At 66.2% G+C, this 13,907-nt stretch carries 11 protein-coding genes and 2 pseudogenes; all 13 read right to left on the bottom strand.

Translation table 11 applies throughout. The features are described 5' to 3' along the window. Window positions 1–254: 254 nt before the first annotated feature. A complete protein-coding gene (locus tag E0E39_RS10860) occupies window positions 255–623 on the bottom strand; it encodes a hypothetical protein (protein ID WP_130874747.1) in 369 nt (122 codons plus the stop codon). Window positions 624–784: 161 nt separating this feature from the next. Continuing rightward, a pseudogene (locus E0E39_RS16815) lies at window positions 785–1,608 on the bottom strand (transposase); the annotation flags it as partial. An 82-nt stretch (window positions 1,609–1,690) separates the two neighbouring features. After that, on the bottom strand, window positions 1,691–2,116 hold the full coding sequence (locus E0E39_RS10870) for an ISAs1 family transposase (RefSeq protein ID WP_130874749.1): 426 nt from the start codon (window positions 2,114–2,116) through the stop codon (window positions 1,691–1,693). Between the two features lie 271 nt (window positions 2,117–2,387). Then, entirely contained in the window at window positions 2,388–2,783 is a 396-nt protein-coding gene (locus E0E39_RS10875; protein ID WP_165444748.1) for a transposase family protein, read from the bottom strand. Between the two features lie 126 nt (window positions 2,784–2,909). After that, window positions 2,910–3,302 (bottom strand): annotated as a pseudogene (locus tag E0E39_RS16415) (IS256 family transposase); the annotation flags it as partial. Window positions 3,303–3,862: 560 nt separating this feature from the next. Next, on the bottom strand, window positions 3,863–4,768 hold the full coding sequence (locus E0E39_RS10885; protein ID WP_130874752.1) for an ABC transporter substrate-binding protein: 906 nt from the start codon (window positions 4,766–4,768) through the stop codon (window positions 3,863–3,865). Continuing rightward, the gene (locus E0E39_RS10890) at window positions 4,765–5,457 is read right to left on the bottom strand and encodes an ABC transporter permease (protein ID WP_130874753.1); all 693 of its coding nucleotides are present in this window, start codon (window positions 5,455–5,457) and stop codon (window positions 4,765–4,767) included. Before E0E39_RS10890 ends, E0E39_RS10885 begins: the two co-directional genes overlap by 4 nt. Then, window positions 5,454–6,104 (bottom strand): ABC transporter permease, encoded by a 651-nt coding sequence (locus E0E39_RS10895; protein ID WP_130874754.1) that lies wholly within the window; start codon window positions 6,102–6,104, stop codon window positions 5,454–5,456. The genes E0E39_RS10890 and E0E39_RS10895 overlap by 4 nt, the downstream gene beginning before the upstream one ends. Then, entirely contained in the window at window positions 6,101–6,949 is an 849-nt protein-coding gene (locus E0E39_RS10900) for an ABC transporter ATP-binding protein (protein WP_130874755.1), read from the bottom strand. Before E0E39_RS10900 ends, E0E39_RS10895 begins: the two co-directional genes overlap by 4 nt. Next, complete coding sequence (locus tag E0E39_RS10905; RefSeq protein ID WP_130874756.1) at window positions 6,946–7,503, bottom strand: MarR family winged helix-turn-helix transcriptional regulator; 558 nt, start codon at window positions 7,501–7,503, stop codon at window positions 6,946–6,948. Before E0E39_RS10905 ends, E0E39_RS10900 begins: the two co-directional genes overlap by 4 nt. Before the next feature lie 129 nt (window positions 7,504–7,632). Then, window positions 7,633–8,646, bottom strand: a complete 1,014-nt coding sequence (locus E0E39_RS10910; RefSeq protein ID WP_130874757.1) for a dihydroorotate dehydrogenase-like protein — start codon at window positions 8,644–8,646, stop codon at window positions 7,633–7,635. Beyond that, the gene (nifJ, locus tag E0E39_RS10915) at window positions 8,634–12,221 is read right to left on the bottom strand and encodes a pyruvate:ferredoxin (flavodoxin) oxidoreductase (protein ID WP_130874758.1); all 3,588 of its coding nucleotides are present in this window, start codon (window positions 12,219–12,221) and stop codon (window positions 8,634–8,636) included. Before nifJ ends, E0E39_RS10910 begins: the two co-directional genes overlap by 13 nt. Further along, on the bottom strand, window positions 12,218–13,852 hold the full coding sequence (locus tag E0E39_RS10920) for an NAD(P)-binding protein (protein WP_130874759.1): 1,635 nt from the start codon (window positions 13,850–13,852) through the stop codon (window positions 12,218–12,220). The genes nifJ and E0E39_RS10920 overlap by 4 nt, the downstream gene beginning before the upstream one ends. Window positions 13,853–13,907: the final 55 nt, after the last annotated feature.

Consider the following 13,907-nt stretch of genomic DNA (forward strand, 5'->3'; position numbering starts at 1 on the left):
ACAATAACCCTCTTAACGTGAGCATGACAGGCCAGATGGCAAAACCAACTCTGGGACTGCCTCATTTATGCAACACAACTACATCGGCCTGAGAATCGATCGCCTCGCTGCATTCACACTCATGCGTCGAGCCCTCATCACCTCTAGCCAAAATGAAAAATTAAAATTGAGTGGGAAATCCCAATTCTCACCCAAAAAGGTATACACAATTTACGATAGCCGAGGGGCGAAATCCCCTCGGCTATCCGCGAATATCAGGCGGTGCAGGTGCAGCAGGGGGTACAGGAGCAACAGTAACTTGTACCGCCGGGCATCTCGGCCAACTCGGCCTCGGTCAGCTCGCCGAGATCACCCAAGTCAACCGGGGGCACCTCGGGGACGACAACCGTCACTGCACCGGCTTCTATACCCTCATTCCACATGCGGTACTGATCGCTGAGATCCCCATCACCCGCGATAGCGCGGAGGACCGTGAGCTCCACCCCATCGGGAACCTTGAAACCGACTTCACGAAGAGCCGGCACAGGGTTTGCCATCATCTCCATCGTGTAGTCCTCGCTCGTCCACGCTCGCGTGAGAAGAGCATAGTAGGCGTCCTCGAACTCTTTGAATTCCATGCTCATCGGCTTCCTCTCTGTAGGTTTCCACAATGCGACCATCCCGCCTGCCGGGACAACTCTGTCATTGCCTGTTTTCAGGCTACATCACGCGAGTTCCTTGATGTCAAGTTTACTTGAAGTGTTGACAATTTTTGCTTGGGTAGGCTGCTTTTCAAGTCTTGACCTCAGCTCGAACAGAGCAACCAGTCAAGACCTGTGGACTGGCATGTGGCGCGAGCGTCACCTCCTGATTGGTGCTCGGTGCGCTCGGCCAAGACGCCCTTCTCGAACTTCGCTCCAGCTCGAACCAGCGCGACGAGGTGAGATGTGTTGACGTGCGCCGCCTGGCCTAGGGGCTCGATGAGCTTGTACGCCATCGCGATGCCGGCGACCCCTGGGAATCTTCGGCGACTTGTTGCCGAAGCTGGACGATGGGGAAGGCCGACTCGATCGGATTGGTGATCCACAGTGGAGTCAGCGCTCACCCGGGTAGTTGTGGAAGGCTGACAACACGTCAAGGTCGTCGGTGATCTTCGCAGCCATTTCGGGAACGTCGCCCCATACCCGCCGGCGGACGCTGTTGCTGCGGCTAGTGTTGTCCTCGGTGTTCCAGTTCTCTGCCAGTGCGGCCTTCGCGCCGGGATGCGCGGACTTCAGCAGCGCGTCAAGCAGGTTGGCGATCTTATGGAACCAGCACCGCAACTCACGGATCTGGGGGGCACACCTTGCAGCGCCTTCCAGAATCCCAGTGCGCCGTCGCCGACCGTGAGGACGGGAGCATAATGCCGCGGCGCTTGCAGTCACGCAGCAAGCCGGCCCACGACTCGGTGGACTCGCCGAACCCGCCGCTTAGGGTGATGAGTTCCTTGGTGCAGTCACACGCCCGCCGATCATGACCAGCAGACACACCTTAGCCGGCCTCGAGGCGAACCGTGAGGTGGATCCTGTCGACCCACAGGTAGACGTAGTCGGACTCTGCCGGCGACCGCTGAGCGAATGTCTTGGCGTCGCCTTATCACTGGGCGATCAGCCGGTTGATGGTCCAGGGCCTCGGTAAAGTCCTTCGTTCTCTGTGTTGACTAGGAGTTTTGTTAGTGGAGTGGTCGTAGAGGGTCTCTGGAGTGGTGTTTGAGGGCTGTGGTGATGTTGACAGTTCCGGTCAGGCGATGGAGGCTGATCGCGGTGTTGCGCAGTGTGGTCATCAGGGTGGGGCCGTGCCCGGTGTGGAGCTGGTGACGGTCCTCGTCGAAGGTCACATCCCTGACCCAGTGCAGCCGGTTCTTGATACCCCAATGGCTCTGGATGAGGTCAGCGGGGCTGGTCTGGTGGGCATCGAGGGATGTGATCAGGTAGACCACCCCCCACACGGTCTTGCGGCCGTCGATGGTGCGAGTACGGCGCAACTGTGCGACCTGACGGGCACCCGGCCAGTCGATCCGGTCAGGGACCTGACAGACCTTGATCGTGCGCCTCACGCGCCGGCCATGACCAGTGGTCGTGCTGTGGTGGGCGGGGATGTTCTTCCAGGTGCAAGGTTTTGAGCGCGGTCCGCAGGCGGGCCTGTATGCCTTTCACCGTCAGTCAGCGCGTAGTCATGACCCTGCCCGGTAAGGGTACAGGCAGTGAAGCGGTGCAACGCGTCAGTGGTGACAACGATCTTGTTGCGTGGCAGGGATTCCAGCAGAACCGGTAGGGCGGCGATCTCGCCGGTCTTCGCGAGGAGGCTGGTGTTGCCCGGCCACGATCCCGCCGCGGGTGACAGCGGCCAGCAGATGCGACGCTGCCATGTCACGAGATTTTCGCTCCACGCAGGCTTTTGCCGTCAACCACCACCATGCGACCCTTCCATCGAGTGGCGTCACGGGCCAGCCACGCCCCGACCATCGCGGACAGTTCATCAGGGTCGAGGACTTGGAGGATCCGGCGGATCGTGGATTCCGACGCTACTCGACACCCCAGGCGCAGCAGCCCCGACTTGGCCAGGAGATCACGGCCGACATCAGCGGCCCACTCGGCGACCGCGACCAGGCCGCCCGCACCGGCACACACCACCGCTGTGGCGATGGCAAGAACCCCGGCCAGGTCGTAGCAGCGACCACGACGACCCCGAAGGTCAGCGATGGTGACGAACACACCCAACAGCCACTGGCCGCAGACAGGTATGGTGAGGGATGATGAGCACACGCGTGGGTCCTCATGATTTCTTGGTGATGACAAGGTGTGTAGGAACCCTCACCATCCCAGAATCCGCAGGCACCACACCCCCATCACCCCTAGCCACACCCCAGACACCACGACTCTGCCGAGGCCCTGGTTGATGGTCGCTGCGGACAGGCCCGCGGTCGACCCGAGGAGCTGCGCCAGCGCCGGCACGAAGTCATCGCAGGGCAAGCCGTGCAGATACAGCAGCGGTATCACCGCGGCCATCCCTGGCGATTTCCTGGCCCAAACCGGCAGAATCGCAAAGGAAAACCGGTACCGCTCGCCACTCTCCTCCTCGAGGCGCTTGTCGTTAGCTCGCGGCTGGCGCACCGGGACCGCACCGCACCTCCGCGGCTCGTGGAAGCCATTGCTGACCACCAGCCGGTGGCCTTACTCATCGGCCAGATGCGCGTGGGCCTCGACGTGGGCGGCGACCACGGCCTGCAGCACCGCAGTCAACATCTGCCGTGCGCCTTCGCATGCCAGCTCATCGAGCAACAACCAGCCGCCGGGGCATGCTTCTTGGACTCGTTCTCCTCGGGGACCACCTTGAGCATGGGCATGCCTTCCCGAGCCGACGCTCCAACGCCGGCCCTGATCAGAGTGCAGATTCGCTCCAGATCCTGCTCGGGAGATGCGCCCGCTTCACACCACCCCATCAAACACCATCCACCGATCCAGATCATTGCTCGCTCGAGGGTAGAGCTGGCGGTGAATCAGCGCAAGGCCGCAACAAGACAAAAGGCCTTAGCCGACCGCGTAAGGAAAACAGGGGGTCCCGGGACGAGCGGATGGGATTGACCGGCTGGCATCGCCACGACGCATGAGACGCGCTGAAGTTGCGTGAGGTTGAAACTCACGCAAACCACACAACAGCGAACCTACGGAGAGGAACTCCGGCCAGCCCTGGTACTGCCTCGGACCCCACAGGTTAGGCTTATGGCGCAGTTCATACCGGCCCTGAGATCCCGTCCAAACGAGCAGGCACCAGTTCAAGCCTCCGCACACTGTCCGACGCGACCCCCGCGCTCGGCGGGGGCCGCGTCGGATGATTCTGCTGCTCAGGCCAGGCCCTTGGATTTCAGCCAGTCGCCCGCGATCACCGAGGCCGACGCCTTCTCGTCGACGGATCGCTTGTTCATGGCGATCAGGTCCTCGGGGGTCAGCTCCTTCGACACCTTGTTCAGGGTCTCCGCGGTCTGGTCGTCCACCTTCTTGGATACGATCGGCACCACGTTGGAGGACAGGAACAGGTTCTTCGGGTCCTCCAGGGCCACCAGGTCGCCGTCGGCCAGCACCGGGGCGGCGGTGTAGATGTCGGCGATCTGCACGTCCCCGTCGCGCAGGGCCTTGACGGTGAGTGGTCCGCCTGCATCCTCGGCGGGTTTGATCGTGGCCTCGACCCCGTAGGTCTCGCGAAGCCCCTTCGGCCCGTAGGGGCGGGACTCCAGCTCGGAGTTGCCGGCGATCTTCAGGTCCGGCACCGATGCGAGATCCCCGATCTGTTTCAGCGAGTACTGCTCCGCGAACGCCTTGGTCACCACGTAGGAGTCCTGGTCGGTTGCCGACGCCTGCTCCAGTGCCTTCAGGCCTTCCGGCAGGGCACCGACCAGTTCCGCGTGGACCTGCTCCGGGGTGCGGGCCGTGGTCTCGGGTTTGTAGTACTGCAGCAGATTGCCGCTGTACTCGGGGAAGATGTCGATCTTCCCGGCCTGGAGTTCGGGCATGTAGACCTCCCGCTGTCCGATCTTCAGCTGCCGGTCCACCTTCTTGCCCGACTTCTCCAAGGACTGGGCGTAGATCTCGGCGATGATCTCGTTCGAGTAGTAGTCCTGCGAGCCGATCACCAGGGTGTCGGAGGAATTCGTGTCGTCGCTTCTTCCCTCGATGTTCGAGGCGCTGCCGCAGCCCGCCAGGGCCAGGGCTGCTGCGATTCCGAGTGCGGCGAGCTTGGTCTTGGATGTCATCGGGACTCCTTCGCGGAAGCGATCTGGGTACTTGGGTCGAGTTCTCGGGTGACCAGGCGCTTGGCCAGGACCAGCAGCAGGTCCAGGACGAGAGCCAGGGCGACGACCAGCAGCGCGCCGCCGATCATCTGCGCGTAGTCGCGGGTCTTGAGGCCGGTGAAGAGGAACCGCCCCAGCCCCACGTCGGCGGTGTAGGCGGCGAGCGTCGCCGTGGCGACGACCTGGAGGGTGGTCGATCGCAGCCCCTCGAGCAGCAGCGGAACGGCGGCGGGCAGCTCCACCTGGGTGAGCACCTGCCACGAGGACAGGCCGATGGCGCGGGCCGCGTCCACCGTGACCGGGTCGGCCGAGGTGATCCCCGAGTAGGCCCCGGCGAGCATCGGGGGGATGGCCAGCACCAGCAACGCGCAGAAGGGAGCCACCAGCCCCAGGCCGGACCACAGGCCGACCAGCGTCAACAGGCCGAGGGTCGGGAGGGCGCGGGCCGACGCGGTGACCATGGGAACCACCGCCACCCCGCGCCGCGTATGGCCGATGGCTACCCCGGCCGGGAGCGCCACCACGCAGGCCACGGCGACCACGGTGAGGGTGAAGGCGAGGTGTTGCAGCAGTCGTGACGAGATGCCGCTGTCCCCGTCCCAGTTCTCGGGTGTGAACAGCCAGCCGAGGGCGTCGAGGAAGAGATTCATGCCGTCACCTGCTTCTGTTTGCGGACCCACGGGGTCAGGGCCCTGCCGAGCAGCACGACGAGCAGATCGAAGATCAGGGCGAGCAGCAGGGTCGCACCGAGCCCGGTCAGCAGCGATTCGACCAGTTGCCGCTGGAAACCGTCGGTGAACAGGGTGCCGAGCGACTGCACCCCGACCAGCGCGCCAACCGTGACCAGGGACACCGTGGAGGCGGCCACCACGCGCAGCCCCGCGATCAGCACCGGCACGGCGAGCGGCAACTCCATCTGCCAGAATCGCCGCCACGGATCGACCCCGAGGGCGTTCGCGGCCTCGACGACCTCCTCCGGCAGGGAACGAAATGCCTCCGCCACCTGGGTGACCAGTACCGAGATCCCGTACAGGGTGAGGACTATCACCATGTTCAGCGGGGAGCGCACCGGCACCCCCAGGATGACCGGGATCACCACGAGCATCGGGAGGGAGGGAACCGCGTACAGGAGCGAGAAGGCACCGAGCAGAAGGCCTCCGAAGCGCCGGGTCGCGACCGCCAACCGGGCCAGCGGCACCGACAGCACGGCGGCCGCGACGATGGCGCTCAGCGAGAGCAGGGTATGGATCAGGAAGTAGCTGCCCACCTGCCCGAGGTTGTTGATCAGCCAGGTCACGACGACTCCCTGTCCCGGTTTCCCCCGCCGTCGTCGGCCCGGAGGGAGCCCAGGGGCCGTCCCTCGGCGTCGATCACGAGCCTGGAGCCGTTGCGTTCGATGGTTCGCAGCTGACGACGACCCGCATCCGCCCCGACGAAATCGGCGACGAACTCATCGGCCGGGTTGGAGAGCAGCTCCTCCGGGGTGCCGACCTGCGCCAGGACGCCGCCGGTGCGCAGCACCGCCACCTGGTCGCCGAGGAGGAAGGCCTCGTCGACGTCGTGGGTGACGAACAGGATGGTGGTTCCCAGGCGTCGCTGCAGGTCGCGCAGTTCCCGCTGCAGGTCGGCGCGGACCAGCGGATCGAGGGCGCCGAAGGGTTCGTCCATGAGCAGGACCTTGGGGTCGTTGGCGAGCGCCCGGGCGACTCCGACGCGCTGCCGCTGCCCACCGGAGAGCTGTGAGGGGAAACGCTCGGCCAGGTCGCGGTCGAGCCCGACCATGTCCATCAGCTCCAGGGAACGTTCACGCGCCCTGGCCTTGGGAACCCCGTCAAGGATCGGGACCGTGGCGATGTTGTCGACGACGCGGCGGTGCGGGAACAACCCGCCATCCTGCAGGACGTAACCGATGGAGCGCCGCAGCGCCACCGTCGGTTGCACCGCGACGTCCTCCCCGGCCAGCAGCACGACGCCCGAGGTGGGCGTCACCATCTTGTTGACCATCCGCATCAGCGTGGTCTTGCCGGATCCGGACGAGCCCAGCAGCACGGTCGTGGAGTGTTCGGCGATGTCGAGGGTGACGCCCCCGACCCCGACGGTACCGTCCGGATAGATCTTTCGTACGTCCTCGAACCGGATCATGACTCGGCTCCGTTCTCGTTGGTCAGGGCGACGAACCCGCCGCCGGGGAGGGGCTCGTCGAGGCGGGCGCCCTGCATGGCCGGAACGACATCGGCCCGCTGACCGGCGCCGGCGGCCACCCGGATCAGGTCTCGGGTGAGCACCACCAACTCCTCGTGGCGGAAACCGGCGAGCACCGTGCGCAGGGTGTTCTCGAAGGTTCCGGCCGCGCTCTCCATCCGCATCCGTCCCTTGTCGGTGAGGCTCAGGCGGCAGGAGCGCCGGTCCCTGGGGCAGGGAGTCCTGACCACGAGCCCATCACCGACCAGGCGGTCGACGAGCCGCGAGGCCGCGCCGACCGTGGTGTGCTGACGCCGGGCGATGTCCTGGACCCGGGGACCGCCCTCGGCCGCTGACGCGTCGATCTGTTTCAGGACGAGGTAACGCGCCAGGGTGGCGGAGTTCGCGGTCCGCCAGAGGTCCTTCTCGAGCCGGTTCCACAGCGCCACCTCCGCGTGCAGGAGCGCTTCGAAGAGGGCTCCGTGGTCCCCGAGGGGTGCTGCTGTTTCCTTCACCCGGGAAACATTACATGTAACTCAATTACATGGAAAACATGTGCGCGAACGCGAGACGGCCGAATCACGGAGAACAGCGACGCCGGCCGGGCCGTGAGAACCCGACCGGCGTCGCGGGGCGCACCCCTGTCAGGACAGCGACCCGTAGGTCGTCTTCGCCTTCTCCAGCGCGGCGACGTACCCCGCGCGCTCGTAGACATCGGCCGGGGTGTGGCTCGGCACGGCCAGCATCCCACGGGCCTGGTCCAGGGTGAGCCTCCTGCCGTCGAGCCAGGCATCGAGCCCTTCGACCAGGCGGGTGGCGTGCCCGATGCCGTGACGCACCAGCGCCGAGGTGGTGCAGACCACATCGGCCCCGGCCAGCAGGTACTTCACGACGTCCTCCGGCTGATCCACCCCGGACGAGGCCGCGAGCGACGCCTCCACGTGGTCGTGCAGCACGGCGATCCAGGTCCGTGGCAGGCGGGCGTCCACGGGTGAGCTCAGCGTCACCCCGCTGACCACCTCCAGTCGTTCCAGGTCGATGTCGGGCTGCAGGAACCGGTTGAACAGCACCAGTCCATCGGCCCCGGCCCGGTCGAGACGCTGACACATCGCGCCGACCGACGAGAAGTACGGGCTGAGTTTCACCGCGACCGGGATGTCCACCTCCGACTTCACGGCCCGGAGGATGTCGAGGTGGCGCTGCTCCACCTCATCGCCTCCCAGGGCGAAATCACCCGAGACGTAGTAGATGTTGAGCTCCAGGGCCGCCGCCCCCGCGTCCTGCAGGCTGCGTGCCGAGTGCACCCAACCCCCGCGGGAGGCGCCGTTGAGGGATGCGATCAGCGGCACGTCGATGGCCCGGGCGCCCTTCTCGACGAGCCGCAGGTAACTCGTGACGGCATCGGTCTCGGCCCGTGGCACCTCCGGGAAGAAGCTGGTGGCCTCCGGGGTGATGTCGGCGAACTGTTCCTCCAGTTCCACCAGCCGCTCCGCGTCGCGGAACAGCTGCTCCTCGAACAGGGAGAACATGGTCACGGCCCCGACCCCTGCGTCCGCCAGCGCCTTGATGTCCTCGACGTTCTGGCTCAGCGGCCCGGCCGAGGCGACGACGGGGTTGCGCAGTTCCAACCCCAGGTAGCTGCTCCTCAGCTCTGCCATGATTCCTCCTTGCGCGGGTCGGCGGCGAACTTCTCCGCGCCCCGCAGCGCCAACTCCTCGTACTCGGCCCAGCGCCGGTCCACCTGCGCCTGCGCGATGTCGATGAGACGATCCGCCTCCTCCGGGTCGGCGGCGTGCAGCACCTTGTAGCGCAGCTCGGCGTTCTGGTACTCGCGCAGCTTCAGGCGTGGCCGGGGGCTGTCGAGCAGGAAGGGGTTGCCACCGGTTTCCCGGATCACCGGGTTGTAACGCATCAGCGGCCAGTGCCCGGAGTTGACGGCACGGTACTGCTGCTCCAGACCCTTGCGGGTGTCGATGCCGTGGGCGATGCAGTGGCTGTAGGCGATGATCAGGCTCGGCCCCTCGTAGGCCTCCGCCTCGCGGAACGCCTTCAAGGTCTGCTGCGGGTCCGCACCCATCGCCACCCGGGCCACGTACACCGACCCGTAGGCCATCGCCTGCATGGCCATGTCCTTCTTGTTGGTGTGCTTGCCCGCGGACGCGAACTTCGCGACAGCCCCCAGCGGGGTGGATTTGGACGCCTGGCCTCCCGTGTTGGAGTACACCTCGGTGTCCAGCACCAGCACATTGACGTTGCGGCCCGAGGCCAGCACGTGATCGACACCGGAGGAACCGATGTCGTAGGCCCAGCCATCGCCGCCGACGATCCACACGGAACGCCGCAGCAGATGGTCGCAGACGCTCTTGAGGTCCTCGATCTTCGGGCCCTCCAGCTCCGCCAGCCGCGCCTTGAGACGGTCGACCCGGGCGGCCTGCCGGGCCAGACCCGATTCCATGCGCTGCTTCGCGGCCAGCAGCGAATCGATCAGTTCGTCGTCGTCGATCTCGGGGCGCAGCTCCTCCAAGAGGCGGCGCGCCATGTCCCGGTGCAGGTCGGCGGCCAGCCGGAGCCCGAGCCCGAACTCGGCGTTGTCCTCGAACAGCGAGTTCGACCACGCCGGCCCGCGTCCCCGGGCGTTCTTCGCCCACGGGGTGGTGGGCAGGTTGCCACCGTAGATCGACGAGCAGCCGGTGGCGTTGGCGACGGTGACGCGATCCCCGAACAGCTGGGTCAGCAGCTTCAGGTACGGGGTTTCACCGCACCCGGCACAGGCCCCGGAGAACTCGAACAACGGCTCCAGGAACTGGGTGCCACGGACGGTGCCGAAGTCCACGTTGCGGCGGTCGTTGAGCGGAATGGTCTCGAAAAACCTGACCGCTTCCTTCTCCTTTTCCCGTTCCAGCACCGGCTCCAGATTGATGGCGCGCCGGTTCGGCTGCCCGGCGGGCCGCACGGGACAGGCCTCCACGCACAACCCGCAGCCTGTGCAGTCCTCGGCGTAGACCTGCAGCGTGTAGCTGGTGTCGGGCAGTCCCGCGGCGTCGAGCGGTTGGCTGAGGAAACCATCGGGGGCGTTCTCGGTCACCTCGGAGGGGTAGTACTTGGCTCGCAGCACGGCGTGCGGACACACGAAGGAACAGTTCCCGCACTGGATGCAGGCCTCGTTGTCCCACACCGCGATGATCTCGCTGATGTTGCGTTTCTCGTAGCGGGTGGTCCCCGACGGATAGGCACCGTCGACGGGCAGCGCCGAGACCGGCAGCTCGTCACCGCGCCCGGCCAGCATCGTCGCGGTGACCTCCCGCACGAACGGCGGGGCATCCGACGGGACGGGCGGGATCAGGTCCCGCTGCCCCGTCGCGCTGGCGGGCACCTGGACCTCGTGCAGGTGGGCCAGGGAGGCGTCGACCGCCTCGTGGTTCTTCTGCACGATGGCCATCGACTTGCGGGCGTAGGTCTTGGTGATGGCGGCCTTGACCTTCTCGATTGCCTCTTCACGCGGCATGATGCCGGAGATCGCGAAGAAACAAGTCTGCAGCACCGTGTTGGTGCGCGACCCGAGGCCCGCGGCCCGCGCGACCGCGGAGGCGTCGATGACGTGAAGGGAGATGCCCAGCTCTACGATCCTGTCCTGCATCGGGCGCGGCAGCTGTTCCCACACCTGATCCGCCGGATAGGGCGAGTTGATCAGCAGCGTCGCACCGGGCTGGGCGAACTCCAGCACGTCCACCCGCTCCAGGATCGACCAGTGATGGCAGCCGATGAAGTTCGACCGGGTCACCAGATACGGCGCCTGGATCGGGTTGGGGCCGAATCGCAGATGCGAGACGGTGCGTGAACCCGACTTCTTGGAGTCGTAGACGAAGTAGCCCTGGGCGTAGGTCCCGGGGTCGGAACCAATGATCTTGATGGTGTTCTTGTTGGCTCCGACGGTGCCGTCCGAACCCAGCCCGTAGAACACGGCGCGGTGGGTCTGCGGATCGAGGAGTTGGAAGTCGGGGTCGACATCGAGGGACAGGTGGGTGACGTCGTCGTTGATGCCCACCGTGAAGCGCGGCCGGGGACGGTCCTTCGCCAGCTCGTCGTAGACCGCCTTGGCCATGGCGGGGGTGAACTCCTTGCTGGACAGGCCGTAGCGGCCGCCGGTCAGCACCGGCATCACCTCTCGGTCCCCGCGGGCCACGGATTCCCCGATGGCGGAGGAGACGTCGAGGAACAGCGGCTCGCCCCCCGATCCGGGTTCCTTGGTGCGGTCCAGGACGGCGACCTTCCGCACGGTGGCGGGCAGCGCGGCCAGGAGGTGTTCTTTCGGGAAGGGCCGGTAGAGCCGCACGAACAGGGCACCCACCTTTTCCCCCGCCTCGTTGAGGTGCTTGACCACAGGGATCATCGTCTCTATCCCCGAACCCATGATCACCACCACCCGGTCGGCCCCGGGATGGCCGTGGTACTCCACCAGGGAGTAGTGACGGCCCGAGATCTCCTCGAAGCGTTCCAGGACCTCGGTGAGGATCCCGGGCACGGCGTCGTAGTAGCGGTTCGCGGTCTCGCGGGACTGGAAGTAGGTGTCCGGGTTCTGCGCGGTACCCCGGATGAACGGGTTTTCGGGGCTCAGCGCCCGGGCGCGGTGTTCGCGGATCAGGTCGGTGGGAACCAGTTCACGCAGCTGATCGTCGGTGAGTTTGACGAGGGTGTTGAGTTCATGGCTGGTGCGGAAGCCGTCGAAGAAGTGCACGAACGGCAGCCGGGCGCGCAGGGTCGCCAGATGCGCGACGGCCGCCATGTCGTGGGCCTCCTGCACCGACGCGGAGCTGAGCATGCAGCAGCCCGTCTGGCGTATGGCCATCACGTCCTGGTGATCACCGAAGATCGACAGGCCCTGCGCGGCCAGGGAACGCGCCGCGACGTGGAAGACCGTGGAGGTCAGCTCCCCGGCGATCCGGTACATGTTGGGGATCATCAGCAGCAGGCCCTGCGAGGCGGTGAAGGTGGTGGACAGGGCCCCGCCCTGGAGGGCGCCGTGCATGGCTCCGGCCGCGCCTCCCTCGGACTGCATCTCGACGACGGTGGGCACAGTGCCGAAGACGTTCCTGCGCCCGTGGGAGGACCACTCGTCGGCCAGTTCGGCCATGGTGGAACTGGGGGTGATCGGGTAGATGGAGCAGAGTTCGCTCAGCCGGTAGGCGACGTCGGCGGCGGCCTCGTTGCCGTCGATGATGGTGCGCTGGTTCATCGCTGGCCCTCCGGGATCATCTCGATGGCGTGCACGGGGCACTGCTCGTAGCAGGTGGCGCATCCGGTGCAGCGTTCGTAGTCGAAGCGGTACCGGTTGCCGGGCCCGAGTTTGATGACGGCGTCCTCCGGGCAGGCGCCGTAGCAGCCGTCGCACTCGAAGCAATTGCCGCAGGACAGGCAACGCCGGGCCTCGAACTCGGCCTCCTTCGGGCTGAGGCCCGCGACGATCTCACCGAAGTCGGACACGCGCGTCTCGGGGGCCCGCTCGGCCTGGACCCGCCGGGTATGACCGCCGAAGTACCACAGGTTCATCTGGTCGAGGTGGACGAGCGGGTGTTTCGGGTCGCGCGGGGCGACGTCGAGGTTCAGCCACTTGTCGATGCAGCGGGCCGCTTTCTTGCCGTGCCCGACACCGACGGTGACGGTGCGTTCGCTCGGCACCATGTCGCCTCCCGCGAAGATGCCGGGAACGTTCGTCATGAGGGTGTCGGGATCGACCCGCACCACGTCCCGGTCGAAGATCATGCCGGGGATGGCGTGGAGGAAACCGGTGTCGGCCTCCTGCCCGACGGCCAGGATCACGGTGTCGGCGGCGAGTTTCTCGAATCGCCCGGTGCCGTGCGCCCTGCCCTCCTCGTCGAGTTCCATGATCTCGACGGTCAGGTCCTCCTCACCCATCTCGGTGATGGTCCGCAGCCAGTTCATCCTCACCCCCTCCTGCTCCGCGCTCTCGCGTTCCTCGGTGTGGGCGGGCATCTGCTCCACGGTGCGGCGGTAGACGATCACCGACTCCTCGGCGCCCAGGCGACGGGCCACGCGGGCCGCGTCCATGGCGGTGTTGCCGCCGCCGTAGACCGCGACCCGGCGTCCGATGACGAGCCTCTCGCCCTTGGCGACGTCACGCAGGAAGCTGACTGCGTCGACCATCCTGGTGGCGTCGGCCGAGGGAATATCCACGCGTTTGGACAGGTGGGCACCGATGGCCACGAACACCGCGTCGAAACGACCCGCCACCTGCGTGGCGAGCAGGTCGGTGACCGGCGTGTTGTTGCGGATCACCACCCCCATGTCGGTGATGCGCGCCACCTCGGCATCCAGGACGTCGCGAGGCAGCCGGTACTCGGGGATCCCGTAACGCATCATGCCGCCGGGGGCGTCGGCGGAGTCGTGGATCTCCACCTCGTGACCGAGGCGGCGCAGGTGGTAGGCGGCTGACAGCCCAGAGGGCCCGGCGCCGATGATCAACACCCGCCGCCCGGAGTCGCGGCTCGGCGTCTCGAACCGCCAGCCGCGCTCCAGGGCCAGGTCCCCCAGATAACGTTCGACCGAATGGATGGAGACGGCCGCGTCGAGATCCTTGCGGTTGCAGGCCGTCTCGCAGGGGTGGTAACAGACACGGCCGTGAATGGCCGGGAAGGGGTTGTCGGCGGTGAGCTGCCGCCAGGCCGCCTCGTGCTGACCCGCTTTTATCAGGCGCAACCACTCCTGGATGTTCTCCCCCGCAGGGCATCCCGCATTGCAGGGGGGCAGCATATCCAGGTAGACGGGTTTCCTGGATCGCACCGGAGCGACCCGTCCCGTGGTTGTCAGTAAATTGGGCAGACCTGTCACATCATCGCGCTCGGTCATGGTTTCCCTCCGTCGCTACGACTATTTCCGCCAATGGTAGGACGTTCGAGGGACA

This window comes from [Pseudopropionibacterium] massiliense (assembly GCF_900607225.1).
In the GTDB taxonomy this organism is placed as follows: Bacteria; Actinomycetota; Actinomycetes; order Propionibacteriales; family Propionibacteriaceae; genus Arachnia; species Arachnia massiliensis.

What these genes read in the sequence shown, in the direction of transcription:
- E0E39_RS10920 (WP_130874759.1), bottom strand. Translation starts at nt 13,852, where the DNA reads ATGACCGAGCGCGATGATGTGACAGGTCTGCCCAATTTACTGACAACC.
- E0E39_RS10885 (WP_130874752.1), bottom strand. Translation starts at nt 4,768, where the DNA reads ATGACATCCAAGACCAAGCTCGCCGCACTCGGAATCGCAGCAGCCCTG.
- E0E39_RS10890 (WP_130874753.1), bottom strand. Translation starts at nt 5,457, where the DNA reads ATGAATCTCTTCCTCGACGCCCTCGGCTGGCTGTTCACACCCGAGAAC.
- E0E39_RS10900 (WP_130874755.1), bottom strand. Translation starts at nt 6,949, where the DNA reads ATGATCCGGTTCGAGGACGTACGAAAGATCTATCCGGACGGTACCGTC.
- E0E39_RS10910 (WP_130874757.1), bottom strand. Translation starts at nt 8,646, where the DNA reads ATGGCAGAGCTGAGGAGCAGCTACCTGGGGTTGGAACTGCGCAACCCC.
- E0E39_RS10860 (WP_130874747.1), bottom strand. Translation starts at nt 623, where the DNA reads ATGAGCATGGAATTCAAAGAGTTCGAGGACGCCTACTATGCTCTTCTC.
- nifJ (WP_130874758.1), bottom strand. Translation starts at nt 12,221, where the DNA reads ATGAACCAGCGCACCATCATCGACGGCAACGAGGCCGCCGCCGACGTC.